At 62.8% G+C, this 24,448-nt stretch carries 24 protein-coding genes and 1 tRNA gene; 12 read left to right on the forward strand and 13 right to left on the reverse strand.

Annotation, left to right across the window (positions count from 1 at the left end):
- The first annotated feature begins 148 nt into the window (after nt 1-148).
- Together GJW30_RS14480 and GJW30_RS14485 are read left to right on the forward strand one after the other, a co-directional pair.
- Nucleotides 149-1,306 (forward strand): acyl-CoA dehydrogenase family protein, encoded by a 1,158-nt coding sequence (locus GJW30_RS14480; RefSeq protein WP_096356509.1) that lies wholly within the window; start codon nt 149-151, stop codon nt 1,304-1,306.
- A 179-nt stretch (nt 1,307-1,485) separates the two neighbouring features.
- On the forward strand, nt 1,486-2,250 hold the full coding sequence (locus tag GJW30_RS14485; protein ID WP_096356511.1) for an SDR family NAD(P)-dependent oxidoreductase: 765 nt from the start codon (nt 1,486-1,488) through the stop codon (nt 2,248-2,250).
- A gap of 68 nt (nt 2,251-2,318) precedes the next feature.
- On the opposite strand, the gene mgtE is transcribed toward GJW30_RS14485, so the two are convergent.
- The gene (mgtE, locus tag GJW30_RS14490; protein ID WP_096356513.1) at nt 2,319-3,713 is read right to left on the reverse strand and encodes a magnesium transporter; all 1,395 of its coding nucleotides are present in this window, start codon (nt 3,711-3,713) and stop codon (nt 2,319-2,321) included.
- Between the two features lie 183 nt (nt 3,714-3,896).
- A tRNA-Leu gene (locus GJW30_RS14495) sits at nt 3,897-3,981 on the reverse strand.
- Nucleotides 3,982-4,109: 128 nt separating this feature from the next.
- On the opposite strand from GJW30_RS14495, the gene lipB reads away from it, so the two are divergent.
- A complete protein-coding gene (gene lipB, locus GJW30_RS14500) occupies nt 4,110-4,820 on the forward strand; it encodes a lipoyl(octanoyl) transferase LipB (protein ID WP_096356515.1) in 711 nt (236 codons plus the stop codon).
- On the opposite strand, the gene GJW30_RS14505 is transcribed toward lipB, so the two are convergent.
- The 5 genes from GJW30_RS14505 to GJW30_RS14525 all read right to left on the reverse strand — a co-directional run bounded on the left by GJW30_RS14505 (nt 4,810) and on the right by GJW30_RS14525 (nt 8,726).
- A complete protein-coding gene (locus GJW30_RS14505) occupies nt 4,810-5,100 on the reverse strand; it encodes an acylphosphatase (protein ID WP_096356517.1) in 291 nt (96 codons plus the stop codon). The genes lipB and GJW30_RS14505 overlap by 11 nt on opposite strands.
- On the reverse strand, nt 5,097-5,642 hold the full coding sequence (locus GJW30_RS14510; RefSeq protein ID WP_096356520.1) for a DUF805 domain-containing protein: 546 nt from the start codon (nt 5,640-5,642) through the stop codon (nt 5,097-5,099). Before GJW30_RS14510 ends, GJW30_RS14505 begins: the two co-directional genes overlap by 4 nt.
- Nucleotides 5,643-5,693: 51 nt before the next feature.
- A complete protein-coding gene (locus tag GJW30_RS14515; protein ID WP_096356522.1) occupies nt 5,694-6,554 on the reverse strand; it encodes a DUF2306 domain-containing protein in 861 nt (286 codons plus the stop codon).
- A 115-nt stretch (nt 6,555-6,669) separates the two neighbouring features.
- Entirely contained in the window at nt 6,670-6,867 is a 198-nt protein-coding gene (locus tag GJW30_RS14520; RefSeq protein ID WP_096356524.1) for a hypothetical protein, read from the reverse strand.
- A gap of 53 nt (nt 6,868-6,920) precedes the next feature.
- Complete coding sequence (locus tag GJW30_RS14525) at nt 6,921-8,726, reverse strand: PHA/PHB synthase family protein (protein ID WP_096356526.1); 1,806 nt, start codon at nt 8,724-8,726, stop codon at nt 6,921-6,923.
- Between the two features lie 314 nt (nt 8,727-9,040).
- On the opposite strand from GJW30_RS14525, the gene GJW30_RS22845 reads away from it, so the two are divergent.
- From GJW30_RS22845 to recJ, 5 genes are all read left to right on the forward strand, one after another.
- Nucleotides 9,041-9,262, forward strand: a complete 222-nt coding sequence (locus tag GJW30_RS22845) for a hypothetical protein (RefSeq protein ID WP_130364482.1) — start codon at nt 9,041-9,043, stop codon at nt 9,260-9,262.
- A gap of 102 nt (nt 9,263-9,364) precedes the next feature.
- Entirely contained in the window at nt 9,365-10,582 is a 1,218-nt protein-coding gene (locus tag GJW30_RS14535) for an LL-diaminopimelate aminotransferase (RefSeq protein ID WP_096356530.1), read from the forward strand.
- A gap of 27 nt (nt 10,583-10,609) precedes the next feature.
- A complete protein-coding gene (locus GJW30_RS14540; RefSeq protein WP_096356532.1) occupies nt 10,610-11,926 on the forward strand; it encodes a homoserine dehydrogenase in 1,317 nt (438 codons plus the stop codon).
- A gap of 6 nt (nt 11,927-11,932) precedes the next feature.
- Nucleotides 11,933-12,931, forward strand: coding sequence for a class II fructose-bisphosphatase (gene glpX, locus GJW30_RS14545; RefSeq protein WP_096356534.1), 999 nt, complete (start codon nt 11,933-11,935; stop codon nt 12,929-12,931).
- Nucleotides 12,932-12,964: 33 nt separating this feature from the next.
- Entirely contained in the window at nt 12,965-14,800 is a 1,836-nt protein-coding gene (gene recJ, locus GJW30_RS14550) for a single-stranded-DNA-specific exonuclease RecJ (RefSeq protein WP_096356536.1), read from the forward strand.
- Here recJ and GJW30_RS14555 read toward each other — a convergent pair.
- Together GJW30_RS14555 and GJW30_RS14560 are read right to left on the reverse strand one after the other, a co-directional pair.
- Nucleotides 14,774-16,015 (reverse strand): lytic murein transglycosylase, encoded by a 1,242-nt coding sequence (locus tag GJW30_RS14555; protein WP_096356538.1) that lies wholly within the window; start codon nt 16,013-16,015, stop codon nt 14,774-14,776. The genes recJ and GJW30_RS14555 overlap by 27 nt on opposite strands.
- 44 nt (nt 16,016-16,059) lie before the next feature.
- Nucleotides 16,060-16,374 carry a hypothetical protein gene (locus tag GJW30_RS14560; RefSeq protein ID WP_096356540.1) on the reverse strand — a complete coding sequence of 105 codons (315 nt, stop codon included), beginning with the start codon at nt 16,372-16,374 and terminating at the stop codon, nt 16,060-16,062.
- Nucleotides 16,375-16,590: 216 nt separating this feature from the next.
- Here GJW30_RS14560 and GJW30_RS14565 point away from each other — a divergent pair, with 216 nt between their 5' ends.
- Nucleotides 16,591-17,292 (forward strand): ABC transporter permease, encoded by a 702-nt coding sequence (locus tag GJW30_RS14565; RefSeq protein WP_096358845.1) that lies wholly within the window; start codon nt 16,591-16,593, stop codon nt 17,290-17,292.
- Here GJW30_RS14565 and GJW30_RS14570 read toward each other — a convergent pair.
- A complete protein-coding gene (locus GJW30_RS14570) occupies nt 17,289-18,116 on the reverse strand; it encodes an ABC transporter substrate-binding protein (protein ID WP_096356542.1) in 828 nt (275 codons plus the stop codon). The two genes, GJW30_RS14565 and GJW30_RS14570, sit on opposite strands and share 4 nt — an antisense overlap.
- A 79-nt stretch (nt 18,117-18,195) precedes the next feature.
- On the opposite strand from GJW30_RS14570, the gene GJW30_RS14575 reads away from it, so the two are divergent.
- Together GJW30_RS14575 and mobA are read left to right on the forward strand one after the other, a co-directional pair.
- Nucleotides 18,196-19,095, forward strand: a complete 900-nt coding sequence (locus tag GJW30_RS14575; protein ID WP_096356544.1) for a formate dehydrogenase accessory sulfurtransferase FdhD — start codon at nt 18,196-18,198, stop codon at nt 19,093-19,095.
- A complete protein-coding gene (gene mobA / locus GJW30_RS14580; protein WP_096356546.1) occupies nt 19,095-19,712 on the forward strand; it encodes a molybdenum cofactor guanylyltransferase MobA in 618 nt (205 codons plus the stop codon). The genes GJW30_RS14575 and mobA overlap by 1 nt, the downstream gene beginning before the upstream one ends.
- Before the next feature lie 9 nt (nt 19,713-19,721).
- Here mobA and GJW30_RS14585 read toward each other — a convergent pair whose 3' ends face one another.
- The 3 genes from GJW30_RS14585 to GJW30_RS14595 form a co-directional block, all read right to left on the reverse strand.
- Nucleotides 19,722-20,993, reverse strand: coding sequence for a molybdopterin molybdotransferase MoeA (locus GJW30_RS14585; protein WP_096356548.1), 1,272 nt, complete (start codon nt 20,991-20,993; stop codon nt 19,722-19,724).
- Nucleotides 20,994-21,068: 75 nt separating this feature from the next.
- Nucleotides 21,069-23,057, reverse strand: a complete 1,989-nt coding sequence (locus tag GJW30_RS14590; protein WP_096356550.1) for a molybdopterin biosynthesis protein — start codon at nt 23,055-23,057, stop codon at nt 21,069-21,071.
- On the reverse strand, nt 23,054-24,148 hold the full coding sequence (locus GJW30_RS14595) for a molybdopterin-binding protein (RefSeq protein WP_096356552.1): 1,095 nt from the start codon (nt 24,146-24,148) through the stop codon (nt 23,054-23,056). The genes GJW30_RS14590 and GJW30_RS14595 overlap by 4 nt, the downstream gene beginning before the upstream one ends.
- A 73-nt stretch (nt 24,149-24,221) precedes the next feature.
- On the opposite strand from GJW30_RS14595, the gene GJW30_RS14600 reads away from it, so the two are divergent.
- Nucleotides 24,222-24,446, forward strand: coding sequence for a sulfurtransferase TusA family protein (locus tag GJW30_RS14600; protein WP_096356554.1), 225 nt, complete (start codon nt 24,222-24,224; stop codon nt 24,444-24,446).
- Nucleotides 24,447-24,448 lie beyond the last annotated feature (2 nt).

Here is a 24,448-nt window from a genome sequence, read left to right on the forward strand (position 1 = left end):
GCCGGCGGGCGCCTCCTCAGGATGAGGGGAAACGTACAGCTTTTCTTCCGCCCTCATCCTGAGGAGCCCGAGTCGGCGCAGCCGACCGGGCGTCTCGAAGGACGAGGGACGGCCCGCTTCAAATTTGTATCGCTAGGTAACCGCCTCAATGGATTTCGATCTCAACGAAGAGCAGAGCATGCTCAAGGACAGCGTCGATAAACTGCTGTCCAACCGCTACGACTTCGACGCGCGCAAGAAGCACGCGAAACACGCCGAAGGCTTCAGCCCGGAAATCTGGACGCAGCTCGCCGAACTCGGCGTGCTCGCAATCCCGTTCGCCGAAGAACACGGCGGCCTCGGCGGCGGCGCTGTCGAGACGATGATCGTTATGGAGTCGATCGGTCGCTCGCTCGTCCTCGAGCCCTATTTCGCGACCGTCATCCTCGGCGGCGGCATCGTGAACACGGCCGGCAGCGATGCGCAGAAGGGCGAAATCCTTCCGGCCGTCGCCGACGGTTCGTTGCGCCTTGCCTTCGCGCATGCGGAGCGTCAGTCGCGCTACAACATCTTCGACGTCAAGACGACCGCGAAGAAGTCCGGCGACGGCTGGGTGATTGATGGAGAAAAAGCCCTCGTGCTGCACGGCGACAGCGCGCAGAAGTTGATCGTCAGCGCCCGCACGGCCGGCGGCCAGCGCGACGAGGATGGCCTGAGCCTCTTCATCGTCGATGCGGGTGCCAAGGGCGTTTCGCGCCGTGGCTTCCCGACGCAGGACATGCAGCGCGGTGCCGAGATCACGCTCGCGGGCGTGCAGGTTGGTGCGGACGCACTGATCGGCGAGGCCGGCAAGGCCGGCCCGGTCATCGCGCAGGTTATCGACGCAGCCATCGCGGCGCTTTGCTCCGAAGCCGTCGGCGCAATGGAAGCGATGCACAAGGAAACGATCGAGTATCTCAAGACGCGCAAGCAGTTCGGCGTCGCGATCGGCCAGTTCCAAGTGCTGCAGCATCGTGGAGCCGAGATGTTCGTCGCGCTCGAACAGGCGCGCAGCATGGCTTACTACGCGACCATGATGGCATCCGAGAAAGACGCAGCCGAGCGCCACAAGGCGATCGCGGCCGCGAAGGTGCAGATCGGCCGCTCCGGCAAATTCATCGGCCAGAATGCCGTGCAGCTGCATGGCGGCGTCGGCATGACGATGGAGCTCAAGGTCGGCCACTACTTCAAGCGCATGACGATGATCGACCTCGCGTTCGGCGATGCCGACCATCACCTCGCTTACGTCGCGGCTCAGCCCGGCGGCTTGCTGCCCGCATCGCTTTAGGCTTTCCGGGCCTCGATCCTGCGACACGCCGCCGGGTCGCTCCGTGACCCGTCGGCTTTTCCGGTCGCGGATAACTGCCGAAGTGGTCCGCCCTCATCCTGAGGAGGCCTTCGGCGCAGCCGATGGGCCGTCTCGAAGGACGAGGGCGGCCTCCAAAACACGACAGAGGAACGCTCGAGATGAAAAACCCCTTCGACCTCACCGGCAAAGTCGCCATCGTCACCGGATCGAGCCGCGGCATCGGCCGCGCGATTGCCGAAACCCTCGCGGCACACGGCGCGAAGGTCGTGGTGTCCAGCCGCAAGGCCGAGGCTTGTCGGGAGGTTGCGGACGGCATCAATAAATCCGGCGGCGAAGCCATCGTCATCCCGTGCAACATCTCGCGCCGCAATGAAGTCGAAGCGCTTGTCGCCGAAACCGAGAAGAAGTGGGGCAAGATCGACGTCCTTGTCTGCAACGCAGCCGTGAACCCTTATTACGGCCCGATGTCCGGCCTCTCGGACGAAGCCTTCGACAAGATCATGGGCTCGAACGTGAAGAGCAACCTCTGGCTCTGCAACCTCGTGATGCCCGGCATGGCTTCGCGCGGCGGCGGCTCGGTCGTGATCGTCTCGTCGATCGGCGGCCTGCGCGGCAGCGAAGTGATCGGCATGTATTGCGTGTCGAAGGCGGCCGACTTCGCGCTCGCGCGTTCGCTCGCTTTGGAATGGGGCCCGAAAAACGTCCGCATCAACTGCATCGCGCCCGGTTTGGTTCAGACCGACTTTGCAAAGGCGCTATGGGAAGACAAAGAGATGCGCTCGGCCCGCGAAGCCGAAACGCCGCTCCGCCGCATCGGCCAGCCGAACGAAATCGCACCGGCCGCAGCCTACCTCGCTTCCGACGCCTCGACCTTCATGACCGGTCAGGTGATGGTCATCGACGGCGGTGTGACGATTAACTGAGTGGCCGGTCACTGCTGACCACTACACGGCCAATGGCTGCGTCATTGACTGGTCAATGCGACCCTATTTCACCCCAAGTGAAAATACAGCGTCGCGATTCCGAGGAACGAGAAGAAGCCGACGACGTCCGTAATCGTCGTCACGAACGGCCCTGACGACACCGCCGGATCGACGCCGAGTTTCTCCAGCCCGAGCGGGATCAAGATCCCCCCGAGCCCTGCGGCCGTCAGCACCGTGATGACGGCGAGCGCCATCACGACGAAGAGGCCGGGGTTCGAGAAGACGAAGGCCGCGCAGCTTCCCATGATCAGCGCGAAGGCGAGGCCGTTGAGCGCGCCGACGGAAACTTCACGTCGGATGATGCGCCACGCGTTGCTGCGTCCAAGTTCCTGTGTCGCGAGCGCGCGCACCGCGACCGTCATCGTCTGCGTGCCCGCATTGCCGCCCATCGACGCAACGATCGGCATCAGCACGGCCAGCGCCACCATCTTCTCCAGCGAACCTTCGAAGCGCGAGATGACGAAGGCCGAAAGAAACGCCGTGAGCATGTTCGCAAATAGCCACGGAAAGCGGCTGCGCGCTGTGTAAAGCACGCTGTCGGAAAGTTCTTCGGCAGAGCGCACGCCGCCGAGTGCTTTCAAGTCTTCGTCGGCTTCGTCCTCGATCACGTCGACGACGTCGTCGACCGTCATCACACCGACAAGACGCCCGTCATCGTCGACCACTGGCGCGGCGATCAAGTCGTAGCGTTCGAAGAAGCGCGCGACTTCTTCCTGATCGTCCGTCGCGTGCACGGAGCGGTGATTTTTGTCGACCAGCTCCGAAATCGATATCGGGCGTTTCGTCCGCAGCAGACGGTCGAGCGATACGGTACCAATGAGTTTATGCGCCGGATCGACGACGTAGATTTCGTAAAAGCGCTCCGGCAGATCGTCGGTCTCGCGCATGTGATCGATCGTCTGTCCGACGGTCCAGAACGGTGCGACCGAGATGAACTCGGTCTGCATGCGGCGGCCAGCCGACTCTTCCGGATAGAGCAGACTGCGCTCGAGCGCGACGCGCTCCGGCGCCGGCAGTTTGTCGAGAATCTCGGTCTGCTCGTCGCGCGTCAGATCTTCGAGGAGGTAGACGGCATCGTCCGAGTCGAGCTCGGCAACGCCCGCCGCGACCGTTTCGGGCTCTAGCTCATCGAGGATTTCTTCGCGGATCGCGTCGTCGACCTGCGTCAGCGCAGTGAAATCGAAGGCCGAGCCCATGAGCTCGACGAGGCGAGGGCGCAGGTCCGGATCGAGCGCTTCGATGAGGTCGCCGGAATCGGATTCGTGCAGATCGCCGACCGCGCGGAGAACGAGGTCCTTTTCGCCGCTCTCGATGGCCGTTGTGACGCGCTCGACGAATGCGCTGAGCAGGGCGCCTTCCGCGTCGCGGATGGGCAGCGCTTTGGTTTCTGCCTCTGCGGCCATCGGCGCCTCGTCATCTGAGGGGTAAATCGAAGATACAATAGGGCGTTACGGTGAGTTTATGACCCACGCGTGACGTTTGGGAAATCGGCCGATCTGGCTCGATTCGCAACCGGATTTATCGTTTTGTCGCGAGGATTTCATCGCCCCATCGGGGCAAGCCTACCGGGGTGTCCCAGGAAGGCTTGGTGCGGCCGAGAGGACTCGAACCTCCACGGTGTTACCCACTGCCACCTCAAGGCAGCGCGTCTACCAATTCCGCCACGGCCGCAAGCCAGTCCAGCAGGCGAACCCGCTAAGGCCGCGTGCATGTAACAAATCGATGCCGGGGGTACAAGGCTGAAAGCCGAAAAACTTGCGCCCATTGACGGAAGCGGAAACGCACGCGACATCAGAGCGATGAACGTCCGCGCCGACCTCACCGTTGGGATGCGGGCCACGCCCGATGCGCCGCCCGTGGAGTGGCTTATCAGCGAGGCCGCGCAGGACTATGCGGAGGCCGTGCGCTTCATGGAGGCCCGTGCCGAGGCCATTGCGGCTGGGGAGGCCTCGGAACTCGTCTGGCTGCTTGAACACCCGCCGCTCTACACGGCCGGCACCAGCGCGCATGACGAGGACCTCAGCCTGGCGCCGTTCCCGGTCCATCGCAGCGGACGGGGCGGGCAGGCGACCTATCACGGGCCCGGCCAGCGCGTCGCTTATTTGATGCTCGACCTTAAGCGCCGTGGCCCCGACGTTCGCCGCTACGTCGCGACGTTGGAAGCATGGCTGATCGCGACGCTGGGCGCGTTCAACGTGCGTGGCGAACGCCGTGAGGATCGCGTCGGCGTCTGGGTGCGACGGCCTGAGAAAGGCGAGGGGCGCGAGGACAAAATCGCCGCTATTGGCGTGCGTGTGCGGCGCTGGGTAACGATGCACGGCATCAGCCTCAACGTCGATCCGGACCTGGCGCACTTCGACGGCATCGTGCCGTGCGGCGTCACCGATCCGCGCCACGGCGTCACCAGCCTCACTGATTTGGGATTGCCGGTGACGCTGGCCGACGCTGACCTCGCGCTACGTGCGTCGTTTGAGCCGCTGTTTGGACCGGCTGTCGACGCTAAGCCGTAGGCAGCATCTCGAATCTGCCATCGCCGGCGAGCCGCAAGACTTCTGAAGCCGGTGTGTCTTCCTCGATCGCATCGACCCGCGCCATCGGCGGCCCGCTGCGCATCGCGCCGATCATCGCCCGAACGCTCGTCTCGTCACCAACGAGCAATGCCTCGACGCTTCCGTCACGCCGGTTGCGAACGAAGCCAGTCAGACCACGCGCCGCTGCTTCGTCTGCCGTCCACGCCCGATAACCGACGCCCTGGACGCGGCCACGCACGAACACATGCACACGCGTCATTGCGGCACGCTCGTCGCGATCTGCGGAACGAGACTGCGCCGCGTGCCGACCCAGATCGTGAATGCAATCGCCATCAGGCTCGGCCCGAACATCACGAACAGCAAACCGAGCACGATCGGTGTCATCCCGGAAGGATCGATGATGCCGAACAAGATACTGCCCACCGCAATGAGAATATAGAACGCAAACGTGCTGCCGGCGACGCCGCCTTCAACGCCGGTCCTGCCGTTTTGCAAAAGCAGGAACACGGTCATCCCGACGATGAGAACCATCATGAAGATCGCGAACAGAATGGTGAGCACTGTCACGGGCCATTGCGCCAAACCGGCGTCGCGCAGTCGTTTGGTGTGGATTGCGTTCCACGCCCAGAGCAGAGGAATTTGCGAGAGCGCGAACGGAATGGTCGAGGCTTTCGATGCAACAGCGCCCGACAACAGAGTCTGCGATGCGAGTCCCGCGACATAGACGCCAAGCACCGCATACCAAAACGGCGCCTGGGCGAGCGTGCCGTCACGCTTGAAGAGGATATTGAGCCAGTCCATTCGCGCTGCCTTGTTTCGGCAGCACTCTACCAGAGCGGGCGCGAGTTACTATCAATGCGCGGAAACGGTCAGCGCTTTCACCACGCGCGGAGCCCATCGGCCGGCAACGACCGATGCCGTTACGACGCCGACCAAAATACTCGTTGTCAGAAGAACAGCAGCCGCGCCGAATCGTCGCGCGGGGCGGTCGATCGTTTCCCACTTACGGATAATCCACTCCGCTACGATCAGATTGGGAACGTAAAAGAAGAAGTTCATGATCTGGTCGAACCACCCCGTGAACGTGCTCGTGTGTCCGACGTGGCGCAAACCGGCGAGATACCAAAGGCCGTATTCCATCCGGTAAACCCATGAGCCTATCGCCAGGGCGAAGAGCCGAATGGCCCAGGTGCGGTGAAGCTCGGTCCGGCGTGCCCGCGCGTAGGTGAAGGTGCGCTCTGCGGCGACTAGGATCAGCACCCCCGAGATGCCGAATGCAAACGTCATGGGAGGGCCGCCGACAGTCCCTTTGACGAGTGTAAAAGTGAGGCCGACCACACCAACGATCACCGCGAGCAGAACGTAGAGACGCCCAGCGCAGCGATGCAGCAGCGAAACCGTGCCTCGCGGCCGCGTTAGCAGCTGAATCGGTCCAAGCAGAAGAATCCCTGCGCCCGATAGCAAATGCGTTGCCATGAAAAGTGTCGTCAACGGCGTCGCCGCGTCGAAAAGACCAGGATGCCCGGCGTTCCAGAGTGTAGCGTGGCCGCGAAAAAAACTGCCGCCGAAGTAGAGTAGGATGTAGGTTGCGAAGAACGCTCCGCTCATCCATGTCGTCGCGACAAGGAGCGTGAGGCTCCATCGCAATGCGGATCTAGAAAACCAACCTGCAAGGCCTGCGTCGCTTGCTTGTCGTTCTTTTTCGACGGTCATAGAGCAGCCAGCGTCGCGTCATGCGACATGGCCTTCTATGAGGTCGAAGCCGCGACGAAAACGCAGCTAGAGTAGCGAGAGCGTGGCGGGCGACTACGCCTGGTTGCGATTGCGCTTAAATCTGCTCCTCGCGGGCCGGCTGATCTTTCACCAATAGCTTGGCGTCGTCGCTACCGCGATCTGCCGCGTCTTCGAAGCTTTCGAGCGGCTTGGCATCGCCTTGCTTCTGCAGCACCTGCTGCTGTGTAGCGGGCCGCTCGCCGGTCGGCGAAACGCTGCTGGTCTTTTCCTTGCGCGGACGCTTCGGCGCCATAAGTCCCTCCCGGTTGCTCGGGAAGCAACGTCCGGGCGCCGGTGCCGGTTCCGTTAGGCCTTCGCCTTGACGTAGCTGCCCGGCGCATCCTCGATCGGCTTGAATTTCCCGGCGCCCGGCACGCGCGCCGGCACTTCGCTGGCGTCGTGATCGACCAGCCAGTCGCGCCAGTCGTGCCACCACGACCCTGGGATCTCAGTCGCCTTCGCCTGCCAAGCCTCGAATTCGCCATCGGGCTTGCCGCCGGTCCAGTATTGATACTTCTTCAGCGACGGCGGGTTGACGACGCCCGCGATGTGCCCGGAGCCCGACATCACGTAACGCACCGGGCCGCCGAACAACTGCGCGCCGACAAAGACTGATTTCGCCGGTGCGATGTGGTCTTCCTTGGTCGCGAGATTATAGACCGGCACCTTGACCTTACCGAGGTCGAGCTTGACGCCGTTGATTTCCATCTCGCCCTTGGCGAGTTTGTTGTCGAGGTAGCAGTTGCGCAGATAGTAAGCGTGGTTCGCCGCCGGCATTCGCGTTGCGTCGGAATTCCAATAGAGCAAGTCGAACGCCATCGGCTGCTTGCCCTTGAGGTAGTTGTTCACGACATACGGCCAGATGAGTTCCTGCGAGCGCAGCATGTTGAACGCGTTCGCCATGCGGCTGCCTTCGAGGTAGCCCTTCTCGGACATCATCTTCTCGGTGTTGCCGACTTGGTCTTCGTCAATGAAGACTTTCAGATCGCCCGCATACGTAAAGTCGACCTGCGTCGCGAAGAATGTCGCAGATGCGATGCGGTTGTCCTTCTTCGCCGCCATATAGGCGAGCGTCGAGGCGAGCATCGTTCCGCCGACACAATAGCCAGCGGTGTTGATCTCTTTCTCACCGGTGATTTTTTCGATCACGTCGATCGCCGCGATCGGGCCTTCCGTCATGTAGTCGGCGAAAGTTTTCGCCGCGAGCGTTTCGTCCGGATTGACCCAGGAGATCGTGAAGACCGTGATGCCTTGCTCGACCGCCCAGCGGATGAAGGACTTCTCCGGATTGAGATCGAGAATGTAGTATTTGTTGATCCACGGCGGCACGATCAGCAGCGGCCGCAGCTGCACGGTCTTCGTCGTCGGCTCGTATTGGATGAGCTGGATCAGATCGTTTTGAAAAACCACCTTGCCGGGCGTCAGCGCCATATTGCGGCCGACTTCAAATTTGTCGGCGTCGACTTGGCGAATGCGCAGTTCGCCGCGCCCCGCAACGATATCCTCGGCGAGCATCTTCATGCCGCGCACGAGATTCTCGCCGTTGCTGGAGAATGTTTCGCGTAGGACTTCGGGGTTGCTCCAGAGGAAGTTTGAAGGCGCCACCGCGTTGGTGAACTGCTTCAGATAGAAATCGGCTTTCGCGCGCGTGTGCGGGTCGAGCGTGTCCGCGTCGCTGACGACATGCTGGGCGACTTGCGTGTTGAGCAGGTACGCCTGCTTGAGGAAATCGAAGAACGGATTGGTCGACCACTCCTCGTCCTTGAAGCGCTTGTCGCGCGCATCCGGCGAAACGATCGGCGCCTGCGTGTCGCCGGTCATCCGTTTGAAGGTCGCGGTCCACAGGTCGAGATACTGTTTGCCGTAAGCGGTCTGTAATTCGCTGGCGCGGTTCGGATCGGTCGTCCAGAATTCATAGACTTTGCCGAAGGTCTTCGCGACGTCGCCCCATTCGGCGCTCTTGTCGTCCGAGACCTCGCCTTTCTGACGCGGCTCCATATAGGCAGCGACGGCTTTGCTGCCTTCTTCCATCATCTTCGCCCAGTTTTTCCCGAACGCCTCGTAATCGACAGCCGGCGTTTCCGGCGTTTTTCCCGGTTTATCGTCGCTCATGAAATTCCTCCCGGACCAATGCGGAGTCCGCAAATCAATCTTTTAACCAATGCATCACCGCAAGATCGGAAAATCAATCACGCAGCGCACCACGGTAATGCGCTAGTCGACGCTTCAGAGCCCGTCCACCACGCGAGGATTGCAAGGCGAGAGGCAAGACAGCCGTTTCCATATTTTAAGCTTATTGGGGCCATAAACGGCCACTCGTCCGTATTGCGTTCCGACTGGCGATTTCGATGCCCCGACACCATTCACCCCTTAAACCGTTCGCGCTTCTAGCCGCGTTGGCGCTCCTCGCGGGCTGCGGCAGCACCTTGAGCCGAGCCCCGGTCATCGGCGCACCGGCCGAGACCCCGGCGCCGACAGAGCGCTCCAGCCAATTTCCAGCTGTCGGCGAGTCGACTGTCCGGCGGGAAGGACCCGCAATGACCCCGGAGCAGAAGGCTAAGGCCGAAGCCGAGATGGTCAAACGCCGCTCCGACGCCGCGGCGCAACGGCGCAAGCAGATCGAACAGGCCTCGCCGCTTCAACAATAGAGGTAAATCGCTGTTGCATCGGGGTCCGGTGCGATCAATAAGGTTCTCGCGCAACCGCAAATGAGGATTCTTCTCCCGTCCGGGAGGCAAGGATTACGAGCCATGGAAGAGTTTCACCGCATACGGCGTCTGCCGCCTTACGTCTTCGAGCAGGTCAACAAGGTGAAGGCCATCGCGCGCAACGGCGGCGCGGACATTATCGACCTCGGCATGGGCAACCCGGACCTTCCGGCGCCGGCGCATGTCATCGAGAAGATGAAGGAGACGATCGGCAAGCCGCGGACCGACCGTTATTCGTCGTCCAAAGGCATTGCGGGTCTGCGTCGCGGGCAGGCGGCTTACTATGCGCGCCGTTTCGGCGTGAAACTCGATCCCGACACGCAGGTTGTCGCGACCCTCGGCTCGAAAGAAGGCTTCGCCAACGTCGCGCAAGCCATCACGGCGCCGGGCGATGTCATTCTGGTTCCGAACCCGAGTTACCCGATCCACGCCTTCGGCTTCCTGATGGCAGGCGGCGTCATGCGCTCGGTTCCGGCTGAGCCGGGCCCCGAATTCTTCGCGTCGCTCGAACGCGCCGTGATCCACTCGATCCCGCGCCCGATCGGTGTCGTCGTTTGCTATCCGTCGAACCCGACGGCCTATGTCGCCGACCTCGATTTCTACAAAGACCTCGTCGCCTTCGCGAAGCGTCATAACATCTTGATCCTGTCGGACCTCGCTTACGCGGAGGTCTATTTCGACAACAACCCGCCGCCATCGGTGCTGCAGGTTCCGGGCGCGATCGACGTCACCGTTGAATTCACCTCGATGTCGAAGACGTATTCGATGGCGGGCTGGCGCATGGGCTTTGCGGTCGGCAACGAGCGTGTCATCTCCGCGCTCACGCGCGTAAAATCATACCTCGATTATGGCGCCTTCACGCCGGTCCAGGTTGCAGCGAGCGCAGCTCTCAACGGTCCGGACGACTGCATTCAAGAGATGCGCGATATCTACCGCAAGCGCCGCGATGTCCTGGTCGACAGCTTCACGCGCGCGGGCTGGCCGGTTCCGCCGCCGTCCGCTTCGATGTTCGCCTGGGTGCCGATTCCAGAGCAGTTCCGGGAGCTTGGCAGCCTCGAATTCTCGAAACTGCTGGTCGAGAAGGCCGATGTGGCAGTCGCCCCCGGCGTCGGCTTCGGCGAGCAGGGCGAAGGCTTCGTCCGTATCGCTCTCGTCGAGAATGAGCAGCGCATTCGTCAGGCGGCACGAAACATCCGGCGTTTCCTTGAAACCGCGCCCGCAACGATGCACAACGTCGTCTCCCTCGCCACGCGGCGTTGAAGCCGCGCGTATTTCAGTGAATTGACGATGTCCAAACCTTTGAAAATAGGCCTCGCTGGCCTGGGAACGGTCGGCGCGTCCGTCGTTCGCCTTCTCGATACTCACGCGACTTCGCTTAGCGCCCGTTGCGGGCGCCCGCTGCAGCTCGTCGCCGTTACGGCACGTTCACGCAAAGACCGCGGCATTAAACTCGACGGCGTCCGCTGGGTCGACGATCCGGTGAAACTCGCGACCGATCCAGAGATAGACGTGTTCGTCGAACTCATGGGCGGCGAGGGCGATCCCGCCAAGGCGGCCGTCGAAGCCGCACTCAAGGCCGGCAAAGCCGTTGTGACCGCCAACAAGGCCATGCTGGCGCGCCACGGCGTCGCCCAAGCCAAGGCCGCCGAGGCCTCCAATGTTCAGCTGGCCTTCGAAGCCGCTGTCGCGGGTGGCATCCCGATTGTGAAGACTCTCCGCGAAAGTCTTGTCGGCAATGAGTTTTCGCGCGTCTACGGCATTCTAAACGGCACCTGCAATTACATCCTGACGCGGATGGAGCTCGAGGGGCTCTCGTTCGGCGATTGCCTCAAGGACGCACAGCGTCTCGGCTATGCGGAAGCCGACCCGACCTTCGACATCGAGGGCCATGACACCGCGCAGAAGCTGGCGATCCTCGCCAGCCTCGCTTTCGGCGTCGCGGTCGATCCCGAAGCCGTCTACGTCGAGGGTATCTCGTCGATCGCGCCGGAAGACCTCCGTGCCGCCGACGAACTCGGCTATCGCGTGAAGCTTCTCGGCGTCGCCGTGAAGACGGAGCAGGGCATCGAGCAGCGCGTCCATCCGACCATGGTGCCGAAAACGTCAGCCATCGCGCAGGTCATGGGCGTGACCAATGCGGTCGCGATTGATGTCGATGCCGCGAAGGAAATCATCCTGGTCGGACCTGGCGCCGGAGGCATGGCCACCGCGTCGTCGGTGATCTCGGACCTCGCCGATATCGCCCGCGGCACCCACGTGCCGCCGTTCGGTTTGCCGTCGTCGCAGCTCAAGCCCAGCGCGAAGTTGCCGATGCAGCACCACGAGGGCGGCTACTACATCCGCCTGCTCGCGGTCGACAAACCCGGCACTGCGGCCGCCATCGCGCATCACCTTGCCGAAGAGGACATCTCGCTGGAATCGATCGTCCAGCGCCGTCCGGGTTCACATGGTGGTGACGACCCGAAAAGTGCATCGGCCTCTGTGCCGGTTATTCTTGTGACTTACGCAACAAACGAAGATGCTGTGCGGAGGGCGTTGGCCGCCGTGGTTGCGGCCGGCGTCGTGGCCGGAACACCGCAACTCATCCGCATCGAAAAAGCCTGAGGAAACATGACGCAAGACATTACGGTACAACCGGGCCTGGCCATCGAACGTGTTCTCACGCTTGAACTCGTGCGCGTGACGGAACGTGCGGCAGTGTCGGCGGCGCGTCTGCGCGGCCGCGGCAACGAGAAAGCTGCCGACCAGGCGGCCGTCGATGCGATGCGTCGCGAACTCAATAAGCTTCCGATCCAAGGCACGATCGTGATCGGCGAAGGCGAACGCGACGAAGCGCCGATGCTGTTCATCGGCGAAGAGGTTGGCCTCAAGCGCGGCCCGAAAGTCGACATCGCAGTCGATCCGCTCGAAGGCACGACGCTGTGCGCGAAGAACATGGCGGGATCGATCGCCACGATGGCGATGGCTGAGGGCGGCACGTTGCTCAATGCGCCTGACGTCTACATGGACAAGATCGCGGTCGGGCCGGGCTACCCGAAAGGCGTCATCAACCTAGACGCTTCGCCGGCTGAGAACGTTGCGGCTGTCGCAAAGGCGAAGGGCGTGAAGCCTGAACATCTGACCGTGCTCGTCATGGATCGTCCGCGCCACGCCGATCTCATCGCGGCTCTGCGCAAGACCGGCTGCTCGATCGCCCAGATCACGGACGGCGACGTCGCCGGCGTCATCCACACGACGAACCCGGAAGAGACCGGCATCGACATGTATATTGGCATCGGCGGCGCACCCGAAGGCGTCCTCGCCGCGGCTGCGCTTCGTTGCATCGGTGGCCAGATGCAGTGTCGCCTCATCCTCGACACCGAGGAAAAGCGCACGCGCTCCGCCAAGATGGGCATCAAAGACCCGCAGAAGCTCTATCAGATCGAAGACATGGTGCGCGGTGACTGCTTATTTGCAGCGACCGGTGTCACCAGCGGGTCGTTCCTGCGCGGTGTCCGCTTCGGCAAAGAGACCATCGAGACCGAGACGGTCGTGATGCGGTCGGCCACCGGCACGGTGCGCTGGATCCGCGCCGAGCACCGCCAGCTCGACAAATTCCACCTCGATTGAGATAGCGCCGCCGAGCACATACGTTAGCGGCGGATGACTTCCGAACGAATTCCAGCCTTCCTCGGCGTGACGCAATCGCTCACCGGCCGCCTCTGGCGCGACCGGTTGGATGCGCGCGGGCAGGCGGCTGCGATCGCGATCGGCCAGCGCCTCGGCTCAGGCGATCTTCTCGCACGCGTGCTCGCCGGGCGCGGCGTCGGCGCAGACGAAGCGGGCCTCTACCTCAATCCCTCGTTACGCGATTTGCTGCCGGACCCGGACTGCATCACCGACATGGGCGCTGCGACGGCGCGCTTGGCGGACGCCATCCTCGCCCACGAGCAGATTGCTATCTTTGGGGATTATGATGTCGACGGAGCCACTTCCGCCGCATTGTTGACTCGCTTTCTGAGCCACTGCGGCCTCGATCCTTTTATCCACATTCCGGATCGCATCTTCGAAGGCTACGGTCCGAACATCGAAGCCATACGCGCGCTGCGCGACCGCGGCGCAAAACTGCTCGTCACCGTCGACTGCGGCACGACGAGCATCGAGGTGCTCGCGGAAGCCGCGAAGCTGGGCCTGCAGACCGTCGTCATCGACCATCACCAGGTCGGCGAGCAACTTCCGGCCGTCGCCGCGATCGTCAATCCAAACCGGCAGGATTGTCTGTCCGGCCTCGGCCACCTCGCGGCGGTTGGTCTCGTCTTCGTCACGCTCGTCGCGCTCAACCGCGAATTGCGTCAGCGCGGTTTTTGGACCACAACGCGACCTGAGCCCAACCTTCTCGATTGGCTCGATCTCGTCGCGCTCGGCACCGTCGCGGACGTTGCACCGCTGACAGGACTGAACCGCGCTTTCGTTCAGAAAGGGCTGATCGCGATGCGGCGCCGCGACAGCATCGGCCTCACCGCGCTGATGGACGCGTCGCGGCTTACCGGTCCTCCGGAACCGTGGCACCTCGGCTTTATGCTCGGCCCGCGCATCAACGCGGGCGGCCGCATTGGCCGCGCCGAGCGCGGCGTCGAACTCCTGCTCGAGAAGGACCCGACGCGCGCCGCGGCACGCGCCGCCGAGCTTGACCGCCTCAACACGGAGCGCCGCGCGATCGAGCTAGAGACGCTCGCCGAAGCGGAAGCCGAAGCGCTTGCCGCGCTCGGCCTCGAAGAACGCGGCGCCGTCGTCGTTGCGGCCGGCAACGGCTGGCATCCCGGTGTTGTCGGCCTAGTCGCGGCGCGGTTGAAGGAACGCTACGGGCGTCCAGCCTTCGCGATCACCTTCGACGAGAACGGCATCGGCACCGGCTCCGGCCGCTCGATCCTCGGCGTCGATCTCGGAACCTCGGTGCGTGCCGCGATGACGTCAGGCATTCTCATGAAGGGCGGTGGTCACGCGATGGCGGCCGGCATCACGTTGCGCCGTGAAGCGCTCGGCGATTTCCGTGCGCACCTCGAAGGCGCACTGGCGAACGCTGTCGATGCGGCGCGTCAGAACGATGCGCTGCTGGTGGACGGCGCGCTGTCGGCTGCGGCTGCGAACAGCGAGCTGATCGCGTCGATTGCGAGTGCGGGACCCTTCGGTTCCGGCAATCCTGAGCCGATGTTGGTTTTCCCGCGCCACACACTCGCGTTCGCCGAGGAAGTTGGCGGCGCGCATGTTCGTGCGCGTTTCCGCTCACCGGACGGCGCATTTTTGCAAGCCGTAGCTTTCCGCGCTGTTGGGCAAGACCTCGGCCGCGCGCTGCTTGAGCGGCGCGGCCAGACCGTGCACGTCGCCGGAACGTTGTCGGTCGACCGCTGGCAGGGTGCCGAGCGCGTGCAGCTGCGCATCGTTGACGTCGCCTCCGCCGAAAGCGGTCGCGCGTCACAGCCCTTGGCGCAACCGCGTTAGCACCTTGAGGCCTGCATAGCCGTCCGCCGGAGCAAGACCGGCGCGCTTCTGGAAGTTGCGGATGGCGACCATCGTGTCGCGACCCACGCGGCCATCGGTGCCGCCGGTGTCGAAGCCGAGCCGCGTGAGGCGCTGCTGGACTTCCTGAATTTCCGGCAGCGTCAACGCACGCTCACCGCCCGGAAACTGCTGCGCGAACGGAGCATCGCCGCGAATGCGGTCGCCGAGATGCACGATGGCGAGTGCGTAGTTGAATGATGGATTGTACGAGCGCACCGCGAGGAAATTCTGCCCGATCAAGAAAGCCGGACCGCCATCGACCGGCTGCCACAGCCGCGCATTGCCGAGGCGCGGGAAGCCGCGCGGTCCCGCCGGCTGCACGCCGGCCGATTTCCACGCATCGAGCGAACGCGTCGTTGAGCGATCGGCTTTGATGCCAGGCGGAACGCGAACTTCGCAGCCCCAGTCTTGGCCTTTGACGTATTTGCCGCGCGAGATGAGGTAGCGCGCCGTTCCCGCGAGCGCGTCGGGGATGCTGTACGGCGAGATGCGGCCGTCGCCGTCGTAGTCTTTGCCGATGTTGAGCCAAACCTCGGGCATCCACGCCGTGTGGCCCATCGCGCCGGCCCAGGAACCTTGCATCTCCTGCGGCTGCGCCCAGCCGCGGTCCACGATCACGAGCGCGTTGAGAAGTTCCTGCTCCCAATAGGTCCGCCGCCGCGCATCGCCCCAAGCGAGCGCCGCGAGCGCCGGAATGATCGGCCGCTGATGCTTCGGATTGAGCACGACATCGCCGAACGCCGACTCCATACCCCACAGCCCGACGATGGTGTAGCGGTCGACACCGAACTCGCGCTCGATGCGGGAGAGCAGAGCGGAGTGCTCGCGAAGTTTCTCCTTGCCGGTCCGCACGCGCCAGTCGGAGACGCGGCGGTTGAGATACTGCCAGGTGTCCTCGTGAAACTCGTCCTGCTTCTGGTCCAGCGCGTAGACCGAGGTATCCGGCTGGATCGACTTCATGACGCGCGAGTAGGTCGCGTCGGAGATCCCGCGCTTCTGCGCGCGTGGGCGGAAACTCTCCACCCATTGGTCGAAGGGTTGCTTGGCGAAGGCAAGATCGGGCAGCAGAACGCTGCCGGCCGCGGCGCCGGCAGCCGTCAGAAGGGCGCGTCGAGATAGCGCGCTCAAGGGGAACCCTGCAGAATCGTACCGCATAGGTTTGAGGCTAAAGGAGGCAGGCGCCGAATTAAAGGCGTGCGCTACCGGCGGTTGATCGAGCTGGTCGTAACCGGGCTGCCGTGGCGCTTTGCGCGGCGAATCTTGCTCGGCTTCGACTGGAACACCGAGCGACAGCCAGGGCTGAGCTGCGGCATCGACCGCTTCAGACAGCTCACGATGGCCGGTTCGTTCGGGATCGAGCCGAGGCATAACCGGAACACGTCGGGAGTGCAGGCGCGTTGATCTTCGGCGCTGCCACGCTCTTTCAGACGCACGGCATTCGGTGCCGCGGCAGCGGAGCCGACTGAGGCAGCGACCGCAAAAGCGACCGAAACGGCGATAAAGCGAACCTTCATGGCAACCCCAACACGCAAAACCCCTCACCACACGCTGCGCTAGATTGGTAAATGAGAGGTTTCAATGAACCGCTTTGAAGGTCGCAAAGCTGCGGTAGCATGCGACAACAGCGAAAAACGTGATCGGCCGCTCAGCCGGGTTGCGACGGGCGAAGGCCTTGTGGTGGGAGCTTGAGTAGTGCCGAACGAATGTCCGTGTCTCGTTGGATCCGCTCGATGCTCGATATAACTCAAGCCTTTTTCATTGCTTTTGAAATGCTTGCGCGGGGCGACGCCGAGTTGATGTCGATCATCTTTCTGTCGCTGCGGGTCAGTTTGACCGCAACCATCGTCGCCACTGCCGTCGCTGCTCCGCTCGGGGTTCTGCTGGCGATGGCCAGATTTCGCGGGCGGGTTGTTCTGGTCGTCGTGGCGAACGCGATGCTTGGCTTGCCGCCGGTCGTCGTAGGGCTCGCGGTTTATCTGATCCTATCGCGATCAGGCCCGCTCGGCTCACTCGGCTGGCTGTTCACCCCGGCCGCCATGATCGTAGCGCAGATCGTTCTGACGTTTCCGATCGTCCTTGCGTTGGTGCATAGGCTGACGGAATCGCTTTGGCACGATTACGGCGATCACCTTCGTGTGGACGGCGCATCGCGTCCACGGACTGTCTATGAATTGCTGTATATCGGTCGCGCCGGGCTATTAACGGCGTTTCTTTTCGCGTTCGGCCGTGCGATCGCCGAAGTCGGTGCGATCATCGTCGTCGGCGGCAATATCCGCGGCGTGACGCGGACGATGACGACATCGATCGCGCTGGAAACGAGTAAGGGCGAACTCGCGCTCGCCCTTGGCCTCGGTATCGTCCTTGTTGCGATCAGCCTTGCAGTCAGTATCGCGTCGTTCTCGCTACAAAGCTTGACCGGCCGCGATCGTTAGCTGCGCGCCGGGATCGCGTTCGGGAAGAACAGCTGCTGACCTTCGATCTTGTAGTTGGCGATTTCGCTTTGGCCTTCTGTTGAGATCAGCCACTGAATGAAGGCTTCGCCGTCGGCCGCTTTGACCCCGGCGTGTTTTGCCGGGTCAACCAGCATGACGCCGTACTGGTTGAACAGCTTTTGGTCGCCTTCAACGAGGATGCCGAGTTCGCGCCGATTCTTGAACGACAGCCAGGTCCCGCGATCGGCGAGGACGTATGCGTCGGCTGCCGCGGCCATGTTGAGGGCAGGGCCCATGCCCTGGCCGATCTCCCGATACCAATCGCCCTTGATGGTCGGGAGATCGATGTCGGCCGCTTTCCAATAGCGCAGCTCTGCCTGATGCGTCCCGGAACGATCGCCGCGTGAGATGAAGGCTGATTTTGCGGCCGCGATCTTACGCAGAGCTTCCAGCACGTCCTTCCCGCCCGCGATCTTCGCGGGATCAGCCTTCGGGCCGACGATAATGAAATCGTTGTACATCACTTCGAAGCGCTTCTTGGCCCAGCCTTCGGCGATGAATTTCTCTTCGGCGAGCTTGTCATGAACGAATACGACGTCGGCATCGCCGCGGCGGCCGACATCGAGGGCTTGTCCGGTACCGAGTGCCACGACGCGAACGCTGATACCTGTCTTTTGGGTAAAGCGCGGCAACAGATAGCCGAACAGGCCCGATTGCTCGGTGGACGTCGTGGATGCGACCGTGATGAACCGCTCTTGGGCGCGACCTTCGGTCGCGATCGTCAAAGCGATTGCAATCAATAACCAACTCAAGACTTTTCGCATTCTTGCTCCATCCCTGGGCCCAATCACCAGTGCCTTACCGGTACTGTTCGCGGGCCTCCCCGACCTCTATTATGGGGTTATGTCAGATGTCGTGAATAGACTTAAGCCCCCGCCCGATGACTATTTGCTGAAGCCGGACCCGGCAGACCCGCGGCTGACCGTGCGGGTCACCGGCATAGATCATACGGGCGCGCGTGCCGAAGCCTCGGTCACTGTCGAGCGCCCTTTGACGATCTACCTCAACGCGCAAGAGATCGTCACCGCGATGACGATCGGCGACTATCCGGAATATCTGGCGGTAGGGTTCCTGCTCAATCAAAACATGCTGCGCACGGATGACGTCATCACGGACGTCGAATACGACGACGATCTAGAAGTCGTCGTCGTACGCACCGAGCGCGCGACCAACTACGAAACGAAACTGAAGAAGAAGGTACAGACTTCGGGTTGCGCACAAGGCACCGTCTTCGGCGATCTAATGGACGTGATCGAGAATGCCAATCTGCCTGCTGCGGCTTTACGCACGTCGTGGCTTTACGCGCTGACGCATAAGATCAACACGACGCCGTCTCTGTATCTCGAAGCCGGCGCCATTCATGGCTCGATCCTCGCTCAAGGGGATCGGCCGCTGATCTATATGGAGGATGTCGGACGGCATAACGCAGTCGATAAAATCGCCGGCTATATGCATCGGCATGACATTCTGGCGCACGACAAGATCTTTTATACGACGGGACGCCTGACGTCCGAGATGGTGATCAAGACGGTGCGTATGGGCATCCCAATTTTGGTCTCGCGTTCCGGCTTTACCGCGTGGGGCGTCGAGCTCGCACGCAAAGCGGGACTCACGTTGATTGGACGCGCGCGCGGCAAACGCTTTCTCGCGCTTTCCGGCGAGGACCGCATCATTTTCGATCAGGACTTGGATCATGTCGAGGACGAGGGTCGCAAGCATCGCCGCAAAGGCGCCGAAGACTGATGACGACGACTCTCGGTTTGATCTTGGCAGGCGGGCAGGCGCGCCGCATGGGCGGCGGCGACAAGGCACTGTTGCGCGTCGGGGGCTCGACCATTCTCGATCGCACGCTGGAACGCTTTGCGCCGCAATGCGCCGACACGATCATCAACGCGAACGGCGATCCTGCGCGCTTTGATTTCACGGGTCTGACGATCGTGCCCGATGATGTGCCGGGCTCCGCGGGGCCGCTCGCCGGCATTCTGGCAGGGCTTGATTGGTGCGCGGCGCACCGGCCCGACATCGAGTTTGTCGCAAGCGTTTCAGGCGACTGCCCATTTTTACCGACGGATCTCGTGCGGCGGCTTCATGCTGTACGTGAGGCGGAAAACAAACCTTTGGCTTGTGCTCAATCCGGCGAATGGCGGCACCCGACGATCGCGCTCTGGCGTGTCGACCTGCGGAGCGATTTGCGGCACGCATTGGTCGATGACGATCTGCGGAAGATCGAAGTGTGGACCGCGCGTCACGGCGTCGCGATTGCGAGCTGGCCGGACAAGCCGACCGATCCGTTTTTCAACGTGAATACGCCTGAGGATTTGCGTGCCGCAGAGGCGCTGATCGGGGAGCAGACGATTTAACGCAGGACCTCAGGCCAGGAGGCTTGCGTATGGAATGAATCCGATGTCGTCGCCGGGATCGACACGCGTGACGTCTTCGAGAAGTTCACCGAGGCCGTCGGTTTCCGTCAGCGATGAAATGATGCCCGCGCCGGCTTGCGGATGGATCGTCGCTTCGAGAACGCCGGCTGCGCTGCGTGCGACTTTGACGCGGATGTATTCGCGGCGATCCTTTTTCTTTTTATAGGCAAAGGTAGAGCGAACCGGAAAAGCGACCAACGGTTCAGCATTCGCGCCGGCCAATCGAAGCAGGAGCGGGCGGACGACGCGGGCAAAAGTCACAAAAACTGCAACGGGGTTGCCGGGTAGGCCGACGAATGCAGCATTGTGGGCGTTGCTCGACGGCACGACGCCCATGGCAACAGGGCGGCCGGGTTTGATGGCGACGCGCCAGAAGACGAGGGAGCCGACGGACTCTAAGACGGGACGCACGAAGTCGGCCTCGCCGGCCGATACGCCGCCGGACGTAATGATCAGATCGTGATCGGCTGCGGCGTTCTTGAGTGCTTCGGAAAGCTCCGCGGGATCGTCCTTGAGAATGCCCAAGTCGGTTACGCGCGCACCGAAATTCTCAAGCAGCGCTTTAACCAACGGTCGATTGGCGTCGTAGACTTTTGCCTTCCTGAGAGGCTCCCCGGCATCTTGCACTTCGTCGCCTGTCGAAAAGAGCGCGACGCGCACGCGTTTCCGTACGCGCAGATCCGTCCGGCCAATCGCTGCCGCCATCGCCAATTCGGAGGGGCCGAGGCGCGTGCCGGCGGCAAGTGCGATCGCGCCTTTCGCGATGTCCTCACCGGCGGCGCGACTATTTGCGCCGCGTTTCAAGCCCGGCGGCAAGATGACCGCGCCGTTTTCGTAAGCCACGTCTTCCTGCATGAAAACCGTATCTGCGCCTTCGGGCATCGGCGCGCCGGTGAAAACGCGGACGGCCGTACCAGGCAGCACGGGCGAGGTCGGCTCCGTTCCGGCAGTGAGTCGCTCGGCGACGCGCAAGCGAGTCCCTCCGTCGGACGAGAGATCGCCATGGCGTACCGCATATCCATCGACAGCGGAGTTGGCGAACGGCGGCAAATCGACCGTAGCAATCAGGTCGCGTGCGAGAACGCGTCCACGTGCCGCCGCGAGCTTGACGGTTGATTGGCCATCGATCGGCGAGATGCGCTCAAGCATAAGACGTTCAACGTCGTCAATCGACATCAACTTCCCGCCGAAAGCGAAGCAGTCATCGGAGAGTTGCGCCATGATACTAGAGTCCTATCACGGTTTCGGCCTGAGTCGCGTGAGCGAGGAGAGCGTCTGCAATTTCCTCGGCATTGTTCATCCTACGACAGGATCATTGGCGACCTGCATGCCGCGCGCGCGGATGCCGGCAATCACGTCCGGATCGCGCAGGGCCTTCAGAAATGCCCGGACCGCAAAGCGATCGCGGCGCGCGTCGAGCAGAAGAAAATCATAATGCTCCGGCGCTAACGGTGCGAATCCAAGGTCGTACAATTGCGCGACGGGTTCGATGGCAACACCCCAGTCGGCGCGCCGCTGAGCAACGGCGGCCGCGACGGCATTGTGCGACTTCGGTTGGTTACCATACCCGCGAGGTCGTGCACCATTGAGGGCTTGATCGATGAGGATTCGTGTTCCGGCGCCCGCGTTGCGATTGACCATCACGCTGCTCGAATCTGCAAGTGCGGCGGCGACCGCTTCGGACGCCGAAAGCCCCGCGAATCGCGGATCGTCCTTGCGGAAGACGACGCCCTGCATGCGACGCCAGCCAGGAACAAGCGTGAAGCCCGGCGTGACAAGGTGCTGATTGTAAATCCCGGACTGAGGGTCGATCAGGTGGATCGGTGCGAGATCGCATTCGCCCCGGCGAGCGGCCGTCACGCCTCCCTGGCTTCCGACTGCCATCGAACGCGCTACGATGCCTTGCTGTGAGAGTGCACTGATGAGCACGTCAAGCGCGACGCAGTGGCTGCCCGCGATGACGAGATCGGGCACGCGGACATCGGGATCGATCAAGCGCACACGCGCGCGAGCACCGGCATCGAGCGATGTGCTGAGTGCGTCGATCGTCAGAAATCCGTCCGACTGCGAGAAGGTTGTGACTGAGCCGGAGCCCTTGTTGGAGGGGAATGCCGTCAGTCCGCTTTCGCCTTCCGTGAGCGCGACCATCACGAACTCTTCGCGCCCCATTTCGGAAGCGATGCGAACCGGAATCGTTGCCTCGACTTCACGAGCGGTTTCAGGTGGGAGGCCGGCGCGCGCGCGGATGATAGGAGCGACGAAAGTGTGGAAGGTGAAGATCGCAGAGGTCGGAAAACCCGGCAGAATGATCAGCGGCTTTTTGTCTACGACGGCGATGCAAAGCGGCTTGCCCGGCTTCAGCGCGACACCGTGGACGATGACGCCCGGCTGACCGAGCGTTGAGGCAACGCGGTACGAAAGATCGCCCGCTCCCTTCGAGGTTCCGCCCGACAACACCACCATATCGCAGGTAGACAGCGCTGTTGTGAGAACGTCGCGCAGCGCATTTTCGTCATCGCCGACGATGCCGAAAGCTTGCGGGTCGCCGCCGGCTTCGCTGACGGCCGCAGCGACGATTGCGCCGTTGCTGTCGTAGACGGCCCCTTGCCGGAGCGGCGCGCCAGGCGCAACGAGTTCATCGCCTGTCGAGAGTACGGCGACACGCGGCCGCCGAACGACATCGACCACTGCGGTTCCACTGGCGGCGAGAATCCCGAGTTCGCGCGAGCCGATCTTCGCGCCTTTGCGCAGTGCGGTTTCGCCGCGCGCGATATCCGAGCCAGCGTAGGAGATGAACTGGCCTGGATTTACGGCACGCGAGAGATCGATCGCGAGATCATCGCTTTCGATTAGCTCCGTCCATTCGATCATCACGACGGCGTCGGCGCCACGCGGCACGACACCGCCGGTCGCAATTGCGGTGGCGGTGCCTGGCGCGACGTCTTCGCGCGGCGCGACGCCGCAGCGCAACACCTCGTTATTGAGCTTCAAACGAACCGGCTTTTGATCGCTCGCTCCAAGTGAATCCGCCGCACGGATTGCGAAGCCATCGACGCCCGATCGATCGAATGGCGGAGCATCGACTGTCGCCAGGATATCGACAGCCAGCACACGCCCAAGCGTCGACGCCAGCGCAACACGCTCGGCGGACATCGGCGTCGTGTCGATGTGTGCAGCAAGCCGCTGCCGAGCGCTTTCGGCTGAGATGACTTCCAGGAATTGTTCTTGACGCGCGGCTGCGCGAACCTCGTCAAGCAAGGTCGGTTGCGACGGCGCGACTTTCATGCGAGTGGGCGAACATCGACGATCATGCCGCTGGCATAACCCTCCAAATCGGGGGGTACAAGCACCCACCCGGTCGCGGACGTCAGCGCCGAAGCCGGGAATACGCCGGCCGCTATCGGCTCGACCCCGTCGCCCACGTGTTTGACCAGAATGGCTTCGGCTAGGCCGACTGTTGAGGTGATCTTCCGTGTTAGCGACCGGCGCTCATAGGCATTGGCTATGGCCTCATCGCCAAGTCGACTGAGCAAGTTTTTACCGGCGACCAGCCAGGCGCTCAGCGCCGCATCGAAACGGCCGGGTAACGCGAGCACTGGCTTTTCATTCACGCGCGCGAGCGCTGCGGTCTCGCCTGGCCGTATGCCGAAGCCGTGGAGGATGACGTCGCCGCTCTCCCGTAGGGCCGATATCGTTCGATCATTCTGTCCTTCACCGGTGCCGCCGATCAGGACCAACGCGTCGTCCGGCGAATCGAGAAGGGTCTTCAGTGGCCGGTCGGAAAGTTCGGCCGTAGAGGCTGTTCCGCCGCCGAGCTCGATTAATTTGGCGAGTGCGGCCGCGGTGCCGGCCGCATGAGACTTGATCGCAATAACGCGGACGCAAGGGCGGCGCACGGAAATGGTGTCGACCGCGCAGTGCGCGAGCGCCATCGCGTCGCTTGGACGCAAGCGTCGGCCTGGCTCCAGCAGCGTGCGCTCCACATGAAATCCGCGCGGCAGTACGTTTTCGCTCGGTGCCGCAGCGACAACGGCGTGAGCGATGCCGGAGGTGATTTCGACGCCGTCCGGCGGCAGGACGGCGTCGGCTCCGCCGGGTAGCGGCTGGCCGGCTTCGACCCACATGGGCTTCACCGCCAGCGGCATTGGTGCGTAGGAACTGGCGTCCACCGTATCAGCCGACGCTACGGCCCATCCGTCTCTTGCCGCGATCGCCTGGGCGGGCACGGGCCCCGTGACCGTAACGGGTGCAGCCAACACGGCTCCGATTGCGTCCAGGATCGGCACAGTCACGGCGGCCGCGGGCTCAAAGCTAGCTATCGCGGCTTCGATCTCGTGCAGGGGGGCTAGACGTACGATGCGTTGACGGCTTTGCATTCCGTCACTTGGCCAGCGGCCAAGTTTTCGGTCAAGTTCGCTCAATCGCGCAACGTTGTGTATGACAGGATCAATGTCGGAAACTCTCCTCGATCTGCGCGGCCTTCGATGCCCTCTGCCGGCCCTGAAGGTGCGCAAGGCGCTCACGCGGCTGTCGGCCGGCGATACGTTGGTCGCCGAATGCACGGATCCGCTTTCGGTTATCGATATTCCGAATCTCATCCGCGAAACCGGCGACACGTTGCAGGGCTCGGAGCGCACCGAAAGCCTCATGATCTTTCGGATCAAGAAGGCCTAAGC

It is taken from the genome of Variibacter gotjawalensis (genome assembly GCF_002355335.1).
Classification (GTDB): Bacteria; Pseudomonadota; Alphaproteobacteria; order Rhizobiales; family Xanthobacteraceae; genus Variibacter; species Variibacter gotjawalensis.